Source organism: Dyadobacter psychrophilus, from assembly GCF_900167945.1.
Taxonomy (GTDB): domain Bacteria; phylum Bacteroidota; class Bacteroidia; order Cytophagales; family Spirosomataceae; genus Dyadobacter; species Dyadobacter psychrophilus.
Genome location: NZ_FUZA01000006.1, coordinates 35,136 through 55,319, shown reverse-complemented (window position 1 = coordinate 55,319; position 20,184 = coordinate 35,136). Strand labels below are relative to the sequence as shown.

Annotated in this window: 15 protein-coding genes and 1 tRNA gene; 6 read left to right on the top strand and 10 right to left on the bottom strand. The window is 46.5% G+C overall.

Translation table 11 applies throughout. From position 1 onward, the window contains the following. Positions 1-123 precede the first annotated feature (123 nt). Complete coding sequence (locus B5X68_RS20230; protein ID WP_082216604.1) at positions 124-3,162, bottom strand: ligand-binding sensor domain-containing protein; 3,039 nt, start codon at positions 3,160-3,162, stop codon at positions 124-126. Continuing rightward, positions 3,147-3,920, bottom strand: coding sequence for a LytR/AlgR family response regulator transcription factor (locus B5X68_RS20225; protein WP_082216603.1), 774 nt, complete (start codon positions 3,918-3,920; stop codon positions 3,147-3,149). Before B5X68_RS20225 ends, B5X68_RS20230 begins: the two co-directional genes overlap by 16 nt. A gap of 174 nt (positions 3,921-4,094) precedes the next feature. Between B5X68_RS20225 and B5X68_RS20220 the strand changes: the two genes are divergently transcribed. From B5X68_RS20220 to B5X68_RS20205, 4 genes are all read left to right on the top strand, one after another. Then, positions 4,095-4,601, top strand: coding sequence for a globin domain-containing protein (locus B5X68_RS20220; RefSeq protein WP_229208500.1), 507 nt, complete (start codon positions 4,095-4,097; stop codon positions 4,599-4,601). A gap of 203 nt (positions 4,602-4,804) precedes the next feature. Continuing rightward, positions 4,805-5,296, top strand: coding sequence for a globin domain-containing protein (locus B5X68_RS20215; RefSeq protein ID WP_082216602.1), 492 nt, complete (start codon positions 4,805-4,807; stop codon positions 5,294-5,296). 242 nt (positions 5,297-5,538) lie between these two features. After that, a complete protein-coding gene (locus tag B5X68_RS20210) occupies positions 5,539-5,745 on the top strand; it encodes a hypothetical protein (protein WP_082216601.1) in 207 nt (68 codons plus the stop codon). Positions 5,746-6,022: 277 nt separating this feature from the next. Further along, entirely contained in the window at positions 6,023-6,892 is an 870-nt protein-coding gene (locus B5X68_RS20205) for a DUF4595 domain-containing protein (protein ID WP_082216600.1), read from the top strand. Positions 6,893-7,122: 230 nt separating this feature from the next. On the opposite strand, the gene B5X68_RS20200 is transcribed toward B5X68_RS20205, so the two are convergent. From B5X68_RS20200 to B5X68_RS20180, 5 genes are all read right to left on the bottom strand, one after another. Continuing rightward, positions 7,123-7,196 (bottom strand) — tRNA-Pro (locus B5X68_RS20200). Between the two features lie 88 nt (positions 7,197-7,284). After that, complete coding sequence (locus tag B5X68_RS20195; protein WP_082216599.1) at positions 7,285-10,716, bottom strand: efflux RND transporter permease subunit; 3,432 nt, start codon at positions 10,714-10,716, stop codon at positions 7,285-7,287. Positions 10,717-10,771: 55 nt separating this feature from the next. Beyond that, on the bottom strand, positions 10,772-11,908 hold the full coding sequence (locus B5X68_RS20190; protein WP_082216598.1) for an efflux RND transporter periplasmic adaptor subunit: 1,137 nt from the start codon (positions 11,906-11,908) through the stop codon (positions 10,772-10,774). A gap of 50 nt (positions 11,909-11,958) precedes the next feature. After that, entirely contained in the window at positions 11,959-13,326 is a 1,368-nt protein-coding gene (locus B5X68_RS20185; protein ID WP_229208499.1) for a TolC family protein, read from the bottom strand. Next, positions 13,316-13,942: a TetR/AcrR family transcriptional regulator gene (locus B5X68_RS20180; RefSeq protein WP_229208498.1), complete on the bottom strand. Its 627-nt coding sequence runs from the start codon at positions 13,940-13,942 to the stop codon at positions 13,316-13,318. The genes B5X68_RS20185 and B5X68_RS20180 overlap by 11 nt, the downstream gene beginning before the upstream one ends. A 455-nt stretch (positions 13,943-14,397) precedes the next feature. Between B5X68_RS20180 and B5X68_RS20175 the strand changes: the two genes are divergently transcribed. Together B5X68_RS20175 and B5X68_RS29370 are read left to right on the top strand one after the other, a co-directional pair. Then, on the top strand, positions 14,398-15,879 hold the full coding sequence (locus tag B5X68_RS20175; protein ID WP_082216596.1) for a type III PLP-dependent enzyme domain-containing protein: 1,482 nt from the start codon (positions 14,398-14,400) through the stop codon (positions 15,877-15,879). Positions 15,880-15,990: 111 nt separating this feature from the next. Further along, positions 15,991-16,119, top strand: a complete 129-nt coding sequence (locus B5X68_RS29370; protein WP_262485877.1) for a hypothetical protein — start codon at positions 15,991-15,993, stop codon at positions 16,117-16,119. Here the strand turns inward: B5X68_RS29370 and B5X68_RS20165 are convergent. Genes B5X68_RS20165 through B5X68_RS20155 form a run of 3 tightly spaced genes read right to left on the bottom strand, consistent with a single transcriptional unit; the run spans position 16,116 to position 20,163 of the window. Further along, positions 16,116-16,646 carry a D-glycero-alpha-D-manno-heptose-1,7-bisphosphate 7-phosphatase gene (locus tag B5X68_RS20165; protein WP_082216594.1) on the bottom strand — a complete coding sequence of 177 codons (531 nt, stop codon included), beginning with the start codon at positions 16,644-16,646 and terminating at the stop codon, positions 16,116-16,118. The genes B5X68_RS29370 and B5X68_RS20165 overlap by 4 nt on opposite strands. Positions 16,647-16,658: 12 nt before the next feature. After that, positions 16,659-17,684: a uroporphyrinogen decarboxylase gene (gene hemE / locus B5X68_RS20160; protein WP_082216593.1), complete on the bottom strand. Its 1,026-nt coding sequence runs from the start codon at positions 17,682-17,684 to the stop codon at positions 16,659-16,661. Positions 17,685-17,712: 28 nt separating this feature from the next. Beyond that, positions 17,713-20,163 (bottom strand): TonB-dependent receptor, encoded by a 2,451-nt coding sequence (locus B5X68_RS20155; RefSeq protein ID WP_082216592.1) that lies wholly within the window; start codon positions 20,161-20,163, stop codon positions 17,713-17,715. Positions 20,164-20,184 lie beyond the last annotated feature (21 nt).

The following is a 20,184-nucleotide window of genomic DNA, read 5'->3' as shown; positions in this document are numbered from 1 at the left end:
CTCCTTTCCTGTTTGAAATTTTAACTGCATGAAGCGCAGTTATTTGGATCTGAGGCGTGTCCAATTAGAATTGAGTGACACTGTGGCAGATCTAGCTATGGAACCATCACCAGCACTACCGAATCAAAGCAGCGGCACCGAAACCCTGAACTCAGTAGCCGTTTCATCCACGCTGACTTCGCGGGAGCTTAGGTAACGGTACAGCGATTTCAGGCTGTTTAATCCCTGCTTGTTGGACGTTTCAACGAAGCTTTTCCGCTGTAGGCTATTCTGCACGAAAAGCGTATCGTTTTTTGCGTAAATCAGAATCGTCAGGGGACAATCGTCGCTGACGATGTTGTGCTTGATTGCGTTTTCCAGCAGATTTTGCAGGGTTACGGGTACAATCTTCCGGGTCAATGAATCGGGGGTGACGTCGATGCTAATGCGCAAACCGTCGCCGAACCGGGTGGATTGCAGGTCGATGTAATTTTGGGCAAACGCAAGCTCGGCCTCCAGGCTTACGAGTTCCGAGTCTTTGTTCTGCAGAATATACCGGTAAATCACCGACAGTTTCCGCAGAAATGTTGAAGCTTCTTTGGGTTTGGTAAGAATGAGGCTGTTGAGCGAGGTCAGGCTGTTGAACAGGAAGTGAGGATTGAGGTGGTTGATCAGGTTGTGATACTGGATTTCGGCTTTGTCGCGTTCCAGCCTTGTCATCTGGATTTGGAAGTGATGCAACCTCGCCGATTGCCGGAGCCGATACCGATATAAGCTATACAGTAGAACCAGAGAGATGGCGATTAGTAGGGCCTTAAACCAGCGGGTATTGTAAAAAGCCGTATCCACATGAATGCGCAGTGTGGTTTCCCGGCTTTTCAAGTCGCCTGCTATGGCTTCAACCCTAAAAATATAATCCCCGCCCGGTAGTTTGGTGTAAACAGCGTTGGTTTGGTTACCTGACTCCTTCCAGTCATCGTCGTAGCCTTCGAGTTTGTACCGGTACTGTTGATTGACCGAAACCGCCAGCATACTAAACTCGATCATAAATGAGTTATCGTCGGATTTTAGCCGGATGGGGGACATTCGGCCGTGCAGCATCAGGGTGGTATCATTCAGCCGAAGCCGGTTGAGCAGTACAGGTTCAGGTCGGCGGACAGGGCGCAGATTTTCGGGCTTAAACTCGACGAGGTGACCTTTCTGGGCCGATAACAGGTGGCCATTCCGCATCGGAAACAGCCATGTGCTGTACACTGTCGTGTACTCGTTGATAGGTAGCCGGAAGTTGAGAACCTGTTGTTTTTCGCCCGCTTTGATCACCGACATCAGATTCTGGTTAGCCACCCAGGTATTACCGAACCGGTCGGGTCGGGCAGCAGTGCTCTGACTCAGCGTCATGGCATCGTTTTCGGCCCGAATTATATCCTGACCGCGCACCGGGTCGTAGGTTACCAACCCACTCATATCTGTTGCCATCAAAAAGGAACCGTCCCGGTCTTCCGTTAGTGAGTTTATCGTATTTTCGTAATCAGCTTGGTGGGTATCGGTCACAATGAATTCTTTTCGCTGCTGAGAGAACCGCGCAAACCCTTCGGGAAAAATGTCCAGCCACAAATTGCCTCGCCTGTCGAGCAGGGTTTGACGTACCAGAAACCGAGGATCGGTACTTGTCGATCGAATTGGGTAAGTTTTCCACTCCTGCCGGGCCAGGTCGTAGGCGAACGCCTGTTTGCCATCGCCAAAAGCCCAATACTGATTGCCAACAAGGCGAAATGTTCGTAGCTCAACCAACTTGGCCGCTGGGGGCAGCTCTAACGTCTTGAATTGGTGCGTCAGCGTATTGAAGCGATAAACCGCTCTTCCAGTTCCTATCAGCAATTCGTTTTTACGCTGCTCGATGCCCACAACGAGCATTCCCCAAGGATATTGACTTGTTTTGTCAGGCAGAGGATAAACATCGAGCCGGTTAGTAGCTGGTACATAGTGCAGCAGTCCCCGTATAGATGTGCCCAGCCACCACGACCCGTCCGCGTCTTCTGCGAAGGAGATGATGCCCCGCTCATCGGTTAGGGCTGGGAACAACGCTTCCAGGTCATATACATCGTACAGTGTTCTTTCCGGATTGGTGTAAGCAAGTCCATTGGCCGTACCCAGCCAGACGGTCCCGTCGGATTGCTGCCAGCCAGATAAGATAAAATCGCCACCTAACGAAGCGGGTTGAGATTTGGCGTGGCCAAGTGGCGTTACCCGGTCCGTTTTAGAGTCGATGTAAAACGTTTTGGCCCCCCATGTACTCACCCAGAGGTTGTGCCGCCGGTCCACGAAAATAGTTGCTACGAAAAACCGGGCCCGGTCCTGCGCGGTCTCGGGCCTGATCCGCTTTAATATCTGCTGGCTGCGCAGGTCATATACCACAATACAACTGTCTGTATGGTCAGCAATCAGCAGGTTATTCCCATCCACGGCCAGGGCAGACACATCATTAGGGTTCAGCACCGGACTATGCCTGGGGTTATTACTGTGGGTGGTAAACTGTCGCCGGACCGTATCGAAATAGCGCAAGCCATGTGCTTCCGCCATCCAAAAACCCGCCCGGTAAGGGTCCTCCACAAACCCGTTGGGCAGCGTACGCACGCCCCCGGTGCTGTCGGACGAGTAGGCTGGGTAGTATTGAACCACCCCGGTTTGAGTGGTGTAGCCAAACAGGCCTAGATTACGGCTGGTGAACCAGATGTTTCCCGCCCGGTCGCAGCGGATATTCTTGCAAATACCTAATGCCTTGTTTCGCACAGTAGTGATGTGCTCAAACAGACCTGTTGCTTTATCGTAGCGACTGACCCCGTTTTCGAAGGCTGCCCAGATACGGCCCTGATGATCCTCACACAGGGCATACACCTGATTGTTAAGCAGCGAGTGAGGGTTATTGCGCTGGTGGCGGAACTGGACGAAATGAGTGCCGTCGAAGCGGTTCAGGCCTGTGTTAGTAGCAATCCAAAGGTATCCGTCCTTGTCGTGAAGCAGATAATGAATTTTGGAGGACGAAAGCCTATCCTGCTCCTGAATATGTCCAAATTCAAAGCGTGGGGAGAGCTCCTGAGCCGCCGAGCGACTGCCCAGTCCAATCAGCAGGCTAAACAGCAAAAACACATATCCAGGAATATAAGCACTCATTTTTCCAGCCATTTCCGGAAGGTGGGTGCTTTATCCCGGCTAATGTCGATGCCAAATGATTTATTGGGTGCTTTCAGGACGAGTTGCAATTTGAGGTTGGCCAACCCTTTCAGTGTATGTACGGCATTGATGTGAATGATGCATTGTCGGCTGGCGCGATAGAATATGGACGGGTCGAGCAATTGTTCGATCTCGTCGAGAGAGTCATAATCCAGAATGTAGCGTTCGCCGGTGTTGGTCACCAAAAAGATCAGCTGGTCACGGACGAAATAGGCGATTTCACTAATTTTAATGGGTACCCAGCTATTGCGGGCACTGCCCAGGAAATGCTCTTTGAATGTCGGTTTGAAAGGTGAAGGCAGGTTAAGTGCATCCATCAGTTTTTGCACGTCGAGCCCTGTATGTGCCATTGGTTTGGCGAACTTACGGGCTTTACCAATGGCCTGTTTCAGTTCGTCATGGTCGACTGGCTTAAGCAAATAATCGATGCCATTAACTTTGAAGGCCTGAATGGCGTATTCGTTGTATGCGGTCGTGAAAATGACCGGACACGAAATCTGATATTTACTGAAAATGGTGAAGCTAACGCCGTCGGCCAGCTGAATATCGGCAAATATCACATCTGGTTCGGCGTGCTCCGAAAACCAAGTCAACGCCGTTTTTACACTACCGACGGTGCCAACAAGGTTAATAGTTGCATCGACCTCAGCAATACTGGCCGCCAGTTCCTGCGCTACCAATTTTTCATCTTCAATAATCAGAGCATTCATGATAAAGGCTGGAAAAGGAAATTGAATGTACTTGTAAATCTTCCATTTTCAGCAGAATCCTGCACATTTTTGGGTATGAGCCGTCGAAAACAGACGATTAATGACGCTTAACTAGATTTAAGTCGTAATGCCCCTGTTCAACAGTCGCGTCGAAACCTGCCTTAAAACGACTTATTGCTTAAAATTAACGATTCATGCAAAAATACTGGGTTTAAGACTCCACTTCCGCTTACTTTACTATACTATCATCCATTAACACTCGCTATGCCTGTTCCAATGACCCAACAACAAGTCCGACTCGTCAAGCAATCCTGGAAATTGCTGCGCGAAATAAGCCCCATTGTGCTTGGCGATGTGTTTTACGGACGGCTTTTTATTAAATATCCTTTTCTCCGCCCGCTTTTCAAAGGGCCAATGGATGAGCAGTACCGGAAATTCTTCGACATGCTCAGCATCATCGTTGCCCGCATAGACCTGCCCGATAACCTGGGGCCGGAAATTGCCGCCTTGGGCCGGAGCCATCGCGGCTACGGTGTGCAGCCCTCCCATTACGAGGACGTGAAAGCCGCCCTGCTCTGGACGCTGGAAGTGGGGCTGAGCAATGACTGGAATGAGACGGTCGGACAAGCTTGGGAAGCCTGCTATGATGGTTTGGCGCATCTGATGCTGGCGCAGGAGTGAGGTAAGGGAGGATGTTTGGCTGCCATAACGACTCACGATTGATTAGCGGTAAATCATAGCCGAATTACAGCCACTCGCGACAAAATTTTTGAATCGAGGCTCATGTTACCTGCACCTTTGCCGGTGACTTTGTAAGTGCTTTACCGCATTTTACTATTTGTCGTTTTTCAAAATCTCCACTCTCTAATCAATTCCGTATCCAGATGACTTCCGAACAAAAACAACTAATAAAAGACACCGTTCCGGTGCTTAAAGAACACGGGGTGTTGCTGACGACGCATTTCTATCAGCGTCTGTTCACGCATTATCCCGACCTGACAGCCGTGTTCAATATGGACCATCAGCAAAGCGGTCGTCAACCCATAGCGTTGGCCTCTGCCGTACTGGCCTACGCCCAGCACATCGACAATCCGCTGGTACTGGAGCCGGCCCTGACCCGCATCGGTCATAAACACACCAGCCTGAACATTCGCCCCGAGCATTATCCCATTGTGGGCGAGCAGTTATTGGCTTCCATTAGCGAGGTGCTGGGCGAAGCCGCCACGCCAATGCTTTTGGATGCCTGGGCGGCCGCCTACGCACAATTAGCAACTCTGATGATTGGCATCGAGGCTAACCTGTACGCGGCACAGGCTGAAAAGTCTGACCTGTCTTTACCTCCGTCGGGCTGCCCTATGCACCAGATGGCTTCCTAAAATGTCCCTACAATCTTCCCGACTATGGATCATGGCACTACGAACCAGTTTTCTTGCATTTGGAGGCTGCTCAGCAGGGACAATGACAACAGCACAAACGGAGATAACTGGTGACTCGTTGAGTCTTACGTATAGACTGGAGCGGGATCGTCGTCTCAACCTATTTAATAAGTCAAATGAAAGCCTGTTTCCCCGCGACGCAATTATCGCCAACTCGCCTTGTCCAAACTAAAATTATTCTTATGAAAAACTTCGGAATCGGATTCCTCACAGGCTTGGCAGGCTACGTCCTGGCGGCGTTTTTCAGCTACTACCTGACGGGCAAGTTTTCTTCCAACGTGCACGACCGGAGTGTCGAATCCAGCATGACCAGCGCTTTTGTTTTCGGCCCGATTGGCTTCATCCTCGCGTTCATCGGAGGGTACCTTTGGGCTAAACATAAGCTTTAAAATGGTTGTCAAGTCGGTCGGAAGTTCCTCGTCCAATTGACCGCCAAATCTATTAAAGTTTTCATCGTGAACCAGTCGTAAAGAGAAGCACATAAACGACTCATCGTCATTGACCAACGGTTCAACGCCCGGATTACCGCCGCTCGGGACGAAACTTTTGACGCCCTCCCACACTCCCCCCACCTTTGTAACATAGAAAAGCAGGGGTACGCCGAAAACCTGAAATAGAGTAGGCAAAAATGAAAAGTCAATAATAATTTTTTAAACTAACAAAGCCATGTTAAACAAAACACATTTTTTCAAAACTACCCTTTTTCTTTCCTTAGCGATTGGCTCACTTGCCTGCCAGAACGACAACCCGGTGGATCCCATGCCTTCTGACGCAGCCTCAGTATCCGCAGCGCGGCTCGGAAGTGAGATTGATTCACCCAACTTTCCCCAGGTGCACAAACTCACTAAACATGGTCAGGCAACCCTGTCTTACGACAACGATGGCCGACTCCTGAAAGTGATCACCCCCGCACGTGGCGGTCTGGCTATCGAGACCGATTATACCTACAGCCCCGGTAAGATCAGAGCGTTTACGCATCAGGGAAAGGTCAAGCTCCGGGATGAATCCTTTATGCTGGATGCCAGCGGGCGCTGCAAGGAATCAGCAGAAGTGATTACCGTTGTCAACAACAATGTTCCTTTAACTTACCTTAGGGAGTGGAAGTATGACTATAATCAGAAAGGTCAGTTATGGCATTTCCAAAACAAAAACAGCTGCGTTGGTGGATATGGGTACATGTACAATGCTGACGGCGATGTGACCTCGGCGGGTGAAATTACCGGAATAGGAAACAGTATTGTTACGAATATTGGCTATACTCCAGCAGGAGGCGACCCGATCATGAACGATAAATATCCTTTAAATGTGATAGGAGTGAACGAACACGATGCTTACCTGCGGATTTTCGGTAAGCCGGGTAAGCACCTGGTCACGCTCGTAACCAAGCCGGGTTCACTCGATGGCGATTATTACAATTACACACTGGACGCGGATGGCTACGTGACCCAACGGAAGCAGTACAAACTGATTGGTAGCAGCCTGGTCGATACCAAGTCGTACGCCTACGTGACAGCCAACATCGGGATGCCGTTCTGAGCTGACCGCTGGTGAAACCCTGGGCGGGCTACACCAACTTAGGGAAAGGTTATTGCGACAAAAGCCCTCCGGCGTTCATGCCGGCGGGCTTTTTGAATTTAGCCCAGATATAACCTCAGTCTCAATCAAAACCAACAATAACTCTATGTTAGTGACAAAAAATGTTCGACCTATGTTCGACGCAAAAAAAGACACTTACAGCTTTCGTCATAAGTGTCTGATAATCAATGTCGGGATGACAAGATTCGAACTTGCGACCCCTAGCACCCCATGCTAGTGCGCTACCGGGCTGCGCTACATCCCGAACTCTTTGGGGTTGCAAATCTAGGAATTTTTGGAATACTGCCTATTCCAATTTAAAAAAAATTGAGACAGGCAGTATTTTATATTTGTTAGATGGTTTCGTTTTGCCAATTCGGGTTGACTACTTCCTGTTTTCCTTTTCTAAACCACTTGTCGCGGACACGCTCGTTGACGTAATACATACACGGAACCATGATCAATGTAAGCAATGTCGAGAATGTTAATCCGAAAATGATGGTCCAGGCGAGAATGTTCCAGAAAATTGAGCTAGGTCCGCCAACAATCAAGTGCGGTTCCAGGTTTCTGAAAAGCCCGACGAAGTCTACGGTTATACCCAGAGCCAGCGGAACAAGGCCAAGAACGGCTGCTGAGGCTGTCAGCAATACAGGCGTTAACCTGATCGCACCACCTTCAATGATTGCTTCCCGCATTGGGTAGCCGCGCCCCCGGAGCTCTTCAATGAACTCAATGAGCAGGATACCATTTTTTACCACAATACCGGCAAGCGCGATAATTCCGACACCTGACATGATAATTGAGAAATCTTTATTGAAGATGATGAAGCCAAGTAATACCCCAATCAACGACAAAAGGATGGTAAAGAAGATAATGAATGGCTTCACAACCGAGTTGAACTGGGTCGCCAGGATCAGATAAATCAGCAATATCGCAGCGCCAAATGCAGTTCCAAGGAATGCCATGGACTCATTCTGCTCTTCCTGTTCACCGCCCATTTTGATAATATAACCATTAGGAACTTCCATATCCTGAATCAATGCTTCGATCTGAGCCACGATTTCGTTGGCATTGTAACCCGGCAACACGTCGGAGCCTAATGTTACGATCCGGCTTTGGTCCTGACGGTTGATCTGGCTGAAAGTCGTTGAATAATGAATGTTGGCAACAGAAGTGATCGGAACCTGACGCAGCGCACCGCCCATATTCATGTCGCGGTAAACCACATTAAGGCTCAACAGCTTCTCAATTTGCTCGCGGTCATCTTTTTCAAGCCTTACCATGATCGGATACTCGTCCTTGTCGTCTCTGAATTTGGAAACTTCCAAACCGAACAAAGCTGTTCTGACAGCCAATGCAATTTGTTGAGAACTGATGCCTTCACGCTGCGCTTTTTCACGGTCGATATCAATAACGATCTCAGGCTTATTTGTTACCAAATCCGAACGCAACTGATCTATCCCTTCAATACCTGATTGCTGTACTTTTTGCAAGACACTTTTTTCAAGTTTTTGAAGCACTTCAAAATCATCCCCGGAAATTTCAATGGAGATCGGCTTACCAGTGGGAGGTCCTACCGCTTCGCGTTCAACCGAAATCTCTGCTCCCGGAATGCCTTTCACAGCCTCACGGATCTTTCGGAGAATCGCTTCTGATGATCGGCCGCCTCTTTCTGTTCCATAAACAAAGGCTACGGTTACCTTGGATTTGTGCGGCGTTGCGGAACGGTCTGGGTTATAGGGGTCACCGGCGTTTTTACCAACATTGGCAATCACCGAATTCACCATATCCATGGCCTTTTCTTTTTCCAAAACATCAAAAACACGCTTCTCAATGATCTTGGTCACAGAGTCTGTCACCCGTGCATCTGTCCCGATCGGCAGTTTATTATAAACGTACACGTAATCCGGATCACCACTTGGGAAGAAGAGCACTTTGGGTTGCACAATGCCCGTCAGCACGAATGTGAAAATCAGTAAACCAAATACGATCATGATTGCAACAACAGGTCTCCAGCCTCTCAAAAGCCAGTCGATCAATTTGCGATAGCCGTTTTTCAAGGATGGTAATAAACGGTCCTGGAATGGGACCAGAATTCTTGGTGTCAGAATGTAATGGTTAAAAATCCAAAGCAACAAGATGAATACGAAGAAGTTACCAACACCGCGATCGATCAGATAACCGATTGCAGCTGCAACAACGAGAATAATTAATGGTCTGCGGATGGCTTTAAAACTCGTGTCGTGCGCTTCTTTTTCGTCATCATGACGTCCCATGAATGATACCGCGAACACCGGGTTCATTACATAAGCCACAAAAAGCGATGCTCCCAGCGTGATAATGAGCGTCAGCGGCATGAACTTCATAAATTCCCCTACTATACCTGTCCAGAAAAGCAACGGGAAGAATGGTGCAATGGTCGTTAATGTTCCCGAAAGTACAGGAATGAAAACTTCACCTGCCGCCGCTTTTACAGCTTGCTGGATCGTCCAGTCCTTGTGCTGGTTGAATAACCGGTGCGTGTTTTCGATTACCACAATCGCGTCATCCACCACAAGCCCTATACCCAGCAGGAAGGCAAAAAGTACAATGGTGTTTAATGTAAATTCTGTTCCTACCAATGGTCCGATAATAGGCATCATCACAAAGGCAACGAGTGCCGAAAGCGGAACGGAAAGTCCTACGAAAATCGCGTCACGCACACCCATGAAGAACATAAGCACCATTACCACGAAAATAAAGCCGAGTACAACGGTGTTGATAAGGTCATGCAAGTCAGCTCTTGTCTGAATCGATTGATCCGCAGTGATTTTTACGTCCAATCCCGGAGGAAAACGGTTTTCTTTGAAGTCAGCAATTACGTTTTCAATCTTGTCGGCTGCTTCCACAAGGTTTTCACCGGAACGCTTGATTACGTTCAGCGTGATTACCGTTTTATTGGCCAAACGGGCAAAATCCTGTTGTTCTTCAAAATTATCAGACACTTCGGCCACATCGCCCAAACGTACGGTTGCGCCAGTTGCTGTGCGAATGCGGATATTCGCCATGTCTGCAACATTGGTATACTCACCTTTTACACGAAGCGTTCTGCGCACACCTTCCACATTGAGCTCGCCACCCGAAACGTTGATGTTTTCACTCTGGATCGCCGTTTGCACATCATAGAATGTCAAACCTGTTGATTTCATGCGGTCCAGGTTCACATTAATCTGGATTTCGCGGTTCAGGGCACCCAAAATATCCACACGGGTAATTTCCGGCAATGCTTCAATTCCATCCTGCAAGTCTTCGGCATATTGCTTTAACTGTTTCAGGGAAAAGTTACCGGCAATGTTCACGTTCATGATCGGAAATTCCGAGAAGTTAACATCCTGGGCCGTGGGGCCTGAGTCGAGGTTTTGCGGCAAGTCTGTTTTTGCCTTGTCAATCGCATCTCTGACTCGCTGGAGTGCAACTTCCACAGCCACGTCCGGCGTAAATTCCACCAGGATCACCGAAACGTCCTGCAATGCATTGGACTTAATCTTTTTAACCCCATTCAGCGATTTAAGCTGCTTTTCAATGGGTTTGTTGATCGTGTTTTCAATATCCGCAGGCGCCGTTCCGAAGTAAATCGTGTTGATATAGATCTGCGGGATCTTGATATCGGGAAACTGCTCTTTGGGCAGGTTATTATAGACCATAAACCCGGCAAGCGTAATGATGAACGTAAAGATGTAAATCGTCGTCCGATTCTCTACGCACCAGTTGGTAAAGCCTAGGGTTTTATATTCGTTAAATTTCATGGGAGCAATTTTGAATGAGTGAATGAGTGAATGATTGAATGGATCACTCTCTTTTTCAATAGCTAATCGGCTGGCCGTCGGAAACTTCCTGGTAACCCAATGTGATCAGCTGGTCGCCTGCTGCCAGGCCGGAAAGAATTTCTACTTTTCCGTTATAGCTCAAACCGGTTTTCACTTCTTTTGCCTTGGCCACTTTTTTATTGCCCTCAGTTACGGCCACATACACAACATTGCCTTTCTCTGTGCTTTGAACATAATTCTGATCAATGGCCAGGGCATTTTTGCTGATCGCATCATTGATCTGCACCTGCGCCATCATATTAGGCTTGATGTCTTTGTTGGTAGGAAGATTGGCTTCAATCGTAAATGTCCGTGACAACGGATCCACTGCTGTGCTAACGAATGTAATTCTCGCTTTATATTCCTTTTTCAAGTCCGGGAATTTGACAATCACTTCATCGCCTTTTTTCACACTGGCAGCATAAGTATCAGATACTTTTGCAGTTACTTTCAGGTTGCTCAAGTTAACAACCCGTACGACGCCCACACCCGGAGAAGCCATTTCGCCTACTTTTACATTCACCATATCGACCACACCTGCCATCGGAGACACAATGTTTGTCTGAGATAATTGTGCATTTAAGGTGCTCAGCTTTCTATCCAAAGCCTCTTTGTTGTTCTTCGCCTGCAGAAATTGAACTTCGGTCCCGATCTTCTGGTCCCAAAGGTTTTTTTGCTTTTCATAAATGGTGTTAGCCAGCGACATTTGCGTTTTCAATTCCTCAATGGATTCTGTCAGAATGCTGTTATCAATTTTGCCGATCACACTTCCCGCATTCACGTAATCGCCTTCACGCACATTCATCGCAACGATGACCCCGGCTGATTTGGGCGTTACCAGGACATTGTTTTTGGCATCCACTGTTCCCTGCAATTCCACATAATGGCGGAATGTCGCAGCATCAAGCGTATCGATAGTTACCGGTTTTACTTTTGCTTCCGCAGCTTTATTAGGATCCAGTTTTGTAATTTCAATTTCAAGCGCTTTGATTTTCTTCTCGTTCTCTGCACGCTCTGATTTCAGCTTGGCCAATTCTTCTTTTTTACCGGCCAGGCCTTCTTTCTTTTCTCCCCCGCCGCACGCTGCAAGCAGGATTGTCATGGCTGTTAGTATTAAAATATGTCTTTTCATGATATAGGTAAATAGCGGTTTCAAATTTTGTTTTTGTGTTAATGTGATGCTTATTTTTCTGTATAAAGTTCTCCTTTGGCGCGGCTGAGGTCAACCTTGGCGATCATCAGATCATATAATGCTGTGAAATAGTTCGTTTGCGCCTCTTTCAGTGAAGATTCTGCATTGATTACCTCGATATTAGAACCAACTCCTTCCTTGTATTTGATCTTCGATACGCGAACAATTTCTTCGGCGAGCGTCAGGTTGCGCTTTTGCGTTTCAAGCGTTGCAAATGCATTCTTGATATTAATGCTTGCCTGATTATTTTCCAGATCGATTGACTGTTTCAACAATGTCTGGTTGTTCTTAACCTTATCAATAGCGATCTTTTTCTGGTTAATCTGGTATTTTTTGGAAAAACCGTCGAAAATCGGAATGTTAAGGTTGATGGCGAGCACCATGTTGGGAAACCAGTTGTTGGTAAACAATTGCGAAAACTTGTCCGCACCAGCATTGTATCCGTAGCCTAATGAAGCCGATACACTGGGCAGGTAGCCGCTTCTTACGTTGCGCAGATCGAGGCCTGCCAATTTTTCCTGTGTATTCAGCAACGAGTATTCAATGCGGTTTTCATAGTTAAGGTCTGCGTTTGCCGATTCTGTTCTCAGCGAATCCACATTCACTGCATTAATGTCATCGGTAAGCTTAACAGTTTCATTAGCAGGCATTCCCATCTGAAATTTTAGCAGGGCATAGCTAAGCTCAATGAGGTTTTGAACCTTTTGACGTTCCGTTTGCAGGTTGTTGATCTGCACTTCCAAACGGTTTACATCCAAAAGCTCTACGAAACCGCTGGCATTCATTGCCTTAGTCTCACGCATGAGCGAGTCTACGCGGGAAATGTTGAGATCGAGTAGTTTGGCTCGTTCTTCTGCAACTTGGGCAGAGTAATAAGCTTTTGTAACCGCCTCCGCCACGGATACTTTCGATGAAGTTGTGCTTTTCTGGGCCAATTCACGATAAGTTGCAGCGGCTTTTAACCCGATAAAATAGGAACCGTTGAAAATAAGCTGGTTTAAATTAGCGGATGCTGCGCCCTGCCACGGAATCCCGAATTCAAGCGCGGCGGGTGGTGCGTCGGCCGGCGTGTTGGGATCCAGGCTGCCTCCGGGAAGGAAAAACCGCGGTATAATAATGTTATTGGTTACTGAAACCGTTGCGCTTACTTGCGGCAACCCAGCTGCCCGGATCTCACCAATGCGCGCTTCGGCAGAAGTGGCATCCAACTGTGCATTTTTAATATTCAGGTTATGCTTGATCGCATAATCCACGGCCTGTTCCAGCGAGAAATTCCCGTCCTGTGCGTAAAGCGGACCAAAGCTGAGTAAGATCGCCAGTAGCATCAGACTGCGGCGTATTATTTGTTCATTTTTCATGGGTATTGATTTCAATTGCTGATCTGTCTTTTATGGTGTTGTAATATTCAAATCCTTTTTCCGATAAAACCCCTCTTAAAAAGTGTAGGAGGAACTGCATTTGGGTATGCATCATACTGAACTTTTTCTGCGGAAATATAGTCGGGTCAAAAGCCATAACGATCTGTTCTATGCGGAGTAACGCGAGAACATCTACGTCAATATCTGGCCTGTAAAGACCTTGTTCAATGCCGGTAACCAGGTTTTCGCGAATGCTTTTGAGCAGAAATTCATGCTTATACGTTTCAAATTGCTCCCAGGCTGCCGGATAGTATTTTTTCAGGTCGTACAACAATGCCGGATTCATGTTGGAAAGTGTATCCCGCATTTGGGCCGACGCATACATCATTTGCTCAATGGGGTTGGCTGCTTTCTCATCCAGTTTCTCCATTTCGCACTTTTGATCCATAATCTCGTTCTGGATCACCAGTGCCAGGATAGCTTCTTTGTCGGAATAATGCTGGTAAATGGTCCGCTTCGAAATCCCCAGGTCTTTGGCAATATCATCCATGGTAACGCTCTTGATCCCATAGCGCCAGAACAGATTTAGGGCTGATTTAATAATTCGCTCTTTCACGAGAGCAAATTTGAAATAATCAACTGAAATAAACTAAGAAAACTTTCAAAATGTTTAAAGTTTTCTGGTGTCAGATAAACGCTGATGCTCAGACAGTAATGGCACGATTACGAAAGGCTGCGGGACAACTTGATTCGGAAATATCGTGCCTGTCCGGCTTGTTAGGGAAGTAGGGAAATTTCAAAATTTGCATGGCTGATGGTTTAAGTTGATGAAAGTTTAGAAAACTAACGCGCCAAAAGTAGGTCGGCCCGGACATTAAGATCAATCAAAAATTTATTAAACGGATAATTTAGGGTATGAACTTGGCAAATCGGGAGATAAAATGCGTTGTTACGGGAATGATTTACATACAACTGGTGTTTGGAAATGACACATATTCTGACCAATTTTCGGGTCTTTTGTCTTAGTTATTAACTTCCAATTCACTAATTGCTATCGCGACAAACAAATCAATGAAAAGCTACATTGACCTGATTCAGCAGACGTTCGAATTTCCCACGATGGAGTTTAACGTCGATAATAACGAATTGCTGTTCAACAATGTACCACTGATGGATATCATCAAAGAACATGGTACGCCGTTAAAAATCAATTATTTGCCTAAAATAGGGGAGCATATCGAAAATGCAAATATGTTTTTTCGGAATGCCTTCAAAAGACATAATTACAAAGGAAGCTACACCTATTGTTATTGCACAAAGTCTTCCCATTTCAGTTTTGTGCTGGAAGAGGCTTTGAAGCATAATATACACCTTGAAACTTCTTCGTCTTTTGATATACCCATTATCCGCGAATTGTATCGCCGGGGCAAGGTAACCAAAAACACCTTTATTTTGGCAAACGGTTACAAACTGCCGCGCTACACGCAGTATCTCAGCGAGTTGATCAACGAAGGGTTCAATGTTATTCCAATTCTGGATAACCTCAAAGAAATTGAATCATACGAACAGCAGGTTACAGCAGATACGGTCAATTTCGGGATGCGTATTGCGACGGATGAAGAGCCAAATTTTGCTTTTTATACGTCGCGGTTAGGAATCCGGTATAACGATGTGCAGCAGCTTTATAAGGAAAAGATCGAGTCTAATCCGAAGTTTAAGCTGAAAATGCTGCATTTCTTCATTAATACGGGGATTAAGGACAGTGCTTATTATTGGAGCGAGCTTACAAGGTTTATGTTCAAATACTGCGAAATGCAGAAAATTTGTCCAGAACTCGATTCTATCGACATTGGTGGCGGTTTGCCAATCCAAACCTCATTGCAGGCGGGATATGATTACCAGCAAATGATCGACGAGATCATTGAAAACATCCAGTGGATCTGCAACAAGAACAATGTGCCGGTTCCGCATATTTTTACGGAATTCGGAAGTTATACGGTGGGAGAGAGCGGAGCGGTTATTTATGAGATCATTGATAAAAAGCTTCAAAACGACAAGGAGCTTTGGTACATGATCAACGGCTCGTTCATTACGCAGCTTCCTGATTCCTGGGGCATGAACCAGAAATATATCATGCTCCCGATTAACAACTGGGATAGTCCTTATCAAAAAGTGAATCTCGGTGGATTAACGTGCGATTCGCAGGATTTTTATAACAGCGAAATGCACAGCGCCGACCTGTATATGCCGATTTTTGAAGAAGATTCGGAGAAACAATACATTGGATTTTTCCATACGGGCGCTTACCAGGAGTCTCTCGGCGGATATGGCGGCATCCAGCATTGCCTTATCCCTGCACCGAAACACGTGTTGGTCGACAAAGACGAAGACGGCAAGATCATTACACGTGTCTTTGCCGAAGAGCAGAACAGCGATTCTATGCTTAAAATCTTAGGCTTCAAGGAGGAATCATTTACCGTTCCCGAAAAGAATGTCGGAACAGAAATGGAGCCGATTGAAGAAGAGGAAGAATTGGTCGAAACAAAAATCTGACCTTTGATATAAAGTTCTTTGAATGAGTTCGTTATTAGTCAAACTAAAACGCTCATTCAAAGAATTATTTTTTATATTTTTGCGGTGACAAATATTTATACGAACAAGAAGATGAAAAAATTATTACTTCTCCTTACGATTTGCGGCTCGCTCGCATTTGCATCTTGCACAAAGCACGCTTGTCCTGCTTACGGTTCTACGCAAAAAGCAACTCAGGCATCGCCCGCTGAGAGAGTTTAAATTTCACCTTCCAGGATAATTTTAGCTGCCTCGAACAAACTGGCCGCAGCAAAATCGCCTGTTGAAGTTTCTGTTTCCGGAACAATCTGAATTGTTCTGACCCCTGCATTTCTTCCTGCCTCCATATCACGGTCCCGATCGCCGATCATCCAGGATTGTTTAACATTTATATTATATTTTGCAATCGCCTTTTCGAGCATGAGCGAACCAGGCTTTCTGGAAAGCGAAACACCTGAAACATTAGGGTGATAGGGCGAGAAATAAAGATCGTCCAACGCATTTCCCGATGCCCGTTGCATCGCTTCATGAATGGCATACACATTGTCCGCTGTGTAAAGCCCTTTCGCAATCCCAGCCTGATTTGTAATGACAACCAACAAATAACCAGCCTTTTTTAAAGCTTGCAGTGCTTCTACAACGCCTTCGGGAATAACCAGCTTTTCCAGCTCGTATAAATAATCCGGGCAATCCTCATTCAGCACTCCGTCGCGGTCGAGGAAGATGCATTTGGTTTTGGGTAAAGACATAAAAAGGAGTTGCTAGGAGGAAAATTCTTTAACGGATTCGATGAAACAACGCACTTTATCGGGATCTGTGTCGGGATAAACGCCGTGGCCCAGGTTGGCAATATAGCGCTGTGTGCCAAATTGTTGCACCATGTTCTTCACTTCTTTTCTGATCTGATCATAGGAAGCATACAGCACGCAAGGATCAAGATTTCCCTGAAGTGTTTTATCAGGAATAAGCGCACGCGATTCGGCAATGTCCATGTTCCAGTCAAGGCCTACTACTGAGCAGCTAAGCTCGCTAATGGCTTTGCGCGCGAAGAATGCGCCTTTGGCAAAAACGGTCACCGGAACTTCATCAATGGCGTCGCAGATCTGTTTGATATAGGGCAAAGAAAAAGTGCTGTATTGCTCAGGAGACAAGATTCCGGCCCAGGAATCGAATATTTGAACGAGGTTAGCGCCGGCCGCAATTTGTGCTTTCAGGTAAGCAATGGTGCTATCCGTTATTTTTTGAAGCAGTAAATGCGAGAATTCAGGGTCGGCGTAAAGATGCTTTTTAGCAACCGAAAATGTCTTTGAGCCTTTACCTTCTGTCATGTAACAGAAAATCGTGAAAGGCGCTCCTGCAAAACCGATTAACGGGACACGGCCCGCCAAGCCATCTTTCGTCAGCTTAATCGCGTCCAGCACATATTTCAAATCCGTTTCCGGCTCGGCAATATGCAGTTTTTCCAGATCCTGAATGGTGTGAACAGTTGCGGGAAAAACAGGTCCGCGTTGCTCAGCCATTTCATAGGGCAAACCCATTGCTTCGGGAATCACCAGAATGTCGGAGAATATAATGGCCGCGTCAACACCCAGCAAATCAACGGGTTGTAATGTGACTTCGGCAGCCATTTCGGGCGTTGTAGCTAACTTAATAAAGCTTCCCGCTTTCTCACGAACGGCCCTGTATTCAGCCAAGATCCGGCCAGCCTGCCGCATCATCCAAACCGGCGTACGTTCTGTTTTCTCACCACGCGCCGCCCGGAGCAAAAGATCATTTTTCAATTCCATGCGGCAAAGTTAGGCAGAAAGCGGCATATCAAAACCTAAAATTCACCCCAACCAAAAAATTCCTGCCTGCTTGTGGGAAGTAAAAATTCTCCTGCGTCAATGCGCCGCCAGCGAAATATCCGTACGTGTACCCGTTTGATTCATATTGCTCTTCGAGCACATTATTGACCAGCAAATTGAAAGAAATTTCTCTTGCCCAGCTTGGTCTGATCGTCCAGGAAAGTCGCAGGTCGTTGGTGAAATAGGCGTCCAGCTTGCGCGTCTCGGAAGATGTGTTGTCTAAATATTGCTTTCCAACGTATTTGCTGAGTAATGCTAATTCGAGATCTTTTCTCAAAATGTAAGTCAACTGGCTTCCGGCAATCGCGTTAGGCGAGAAAGATATGTCCGATTTTCCGTGACTGATCGTGTTATAATCGCCGGTGTCGTAATTGATTACATACTCAGTGAAATCATTGATCTTATTCTGGCTAAAAGTTGCATTGACATTCCATTTCAGGGATTTGCTGAGCGCAATCGCGCCTTCCAATTCAACGCCGGTGCGGTAACTTTTAGGAACATTCACGCGTATGGAATTTCCGACATCATTAATCTGGCCTGTCAGAACAAGTTGATTTTTGTAAGCCATCAGATAATAATTAGCCGAAAAAGCCCAGATGCCGCGCTGCGTTTTAAAACCAGCTTCCACATTCTGTAATTGTTCGCTTTTTGGGAATAAACCAGCCGTCGATGAAGTGAAGTCATCACGGTTCGGCTCGCGATTTCCCACACTGTAAGATGCGTAAACCGAGCTTTGATCAGCTAATTGGTAAGTAAGTCCGGCTTTCGGATTAAAGAATGAATAAGACTCATCAAATGCCAGCGCAATCTGATCATTGTCAGTGCCTTGAATGTTATGATTAACGCTTCTGAATTGCAAATCTGCAAACGCATTCAGTTTCGGCGTCAGCTGGTAATAAACCTTTCCGTAAATGTTAAAATCCTTCTTAATGCCTTTGCTGTAATAATATTGATGGTCGTTTTCAATGTTACCCGCATTGCGCGCCCATATAATGCGGCCGTAATGGTCGCCGTCGTAATAGTTATATCCTCCGCCGAAGCTGGCAGTCAGCTTTTTGAAACTATTGTATTCCAATGAAAAAGTGGAGCCGTAAAAGTAATTGTCCAGCCAACGGCGACGGATCAGATCTGTGCTGGTAAGTGTATCCTGGCCCACTACGACATTGGGCAAATTATAATTACTGTAATCATCACCAATCCGCGATTGCTCATAATAACCCAGCCCGCGTACAAGGAATGCATTGAGGTTAAAAATCAATTTATCGCTCAGATTGTGCGAAGAAACGATCTGGTAATGATCCTGACGATAGTTATCGACCTCGTTTTTGTAAGTGTAAGAATTGTAAGTCCGGTTATCCGATTCCAGCAAATTCTGCGCATCTTTTTCGCTCAAACCATTACGATCAATATAGCTCAAAATCCCTTCCCGATCACCGCGCAACTTCGCTTCCGGGACGCCGTTCCACGATTGGTAAGTCCGCTCGTTTCCGGAAAACACATTCACCCGCACAAAACTTTTTTTACCAAAATAACCACCCGACAAATAATAAGAATGCAGCTCCGAAGAAGCCCGGTCCACATAGCCATCTGACGAAACGCGCGACAGCCTTGCATCAAAAGTGAATTTCTCCTTAATCAGCCCGGAACCAACCTTCAATGTGTTTTTGAACGTGTTAAAAGAACCATAGGAATTGTTCAGTTCCGCATAAGGCTTTTCCTGAAATGCATTCGTGTTAATGTTGACCGTCGCCCCAAAAGCCCCGGAGCCATTCGTTGATGTTCCCACGCCACGTTGAATCTGAATACTGCTCACCGAAGACGCAAAGTCCGGCATATTGACCCAAAAGACGCCCTGGCTTTCGGCATCATTATAAGGAATTCCGTTCACCGTCACATTAATGCGCGTCGCATCCGAGCCGCGTATGCGAATGCCCGAGTAACCTACGCCCGCGCCTGCATCACTCGTGCTCACGAGCGAAGGCGTGAAGTTGAGCAGAACAGGCAAATCTTGTCCAAGGTTTTGTTTATCAATGGCTTCTGCTGTGACTGTGCTATAAGCCATTGCCGATTTATCATTGGCGCGCGTGGCATTAATGATCACTTCATCGGCTTGATAAGTGCTTTTACTCAGCTTAATTTCCAGTGGATTATCAGTGGTTAAGGGCAGTTTTTGAGTTTGGTAACCAATGTAGGAGACTTCCAATGTTGAAATGTTGTCAGAAATGTTCCGCAAACTGAAATTTCCCGCGCCGTCGGTTTGCGTGCCACGAATGTCGCTGGCTTTAATGGTGGCTCCGGGCAATGCTTTTCCATCTTCGGCGTCGGTGACACGGCCGGAAATAGATCGTTGTGCAAACGCAGAACGGAATGATAATGTGCTGATTATGAGTATAAACAGATAGGTAGTAACGTTTCGCATGGCGATGATTTGGTTACAACA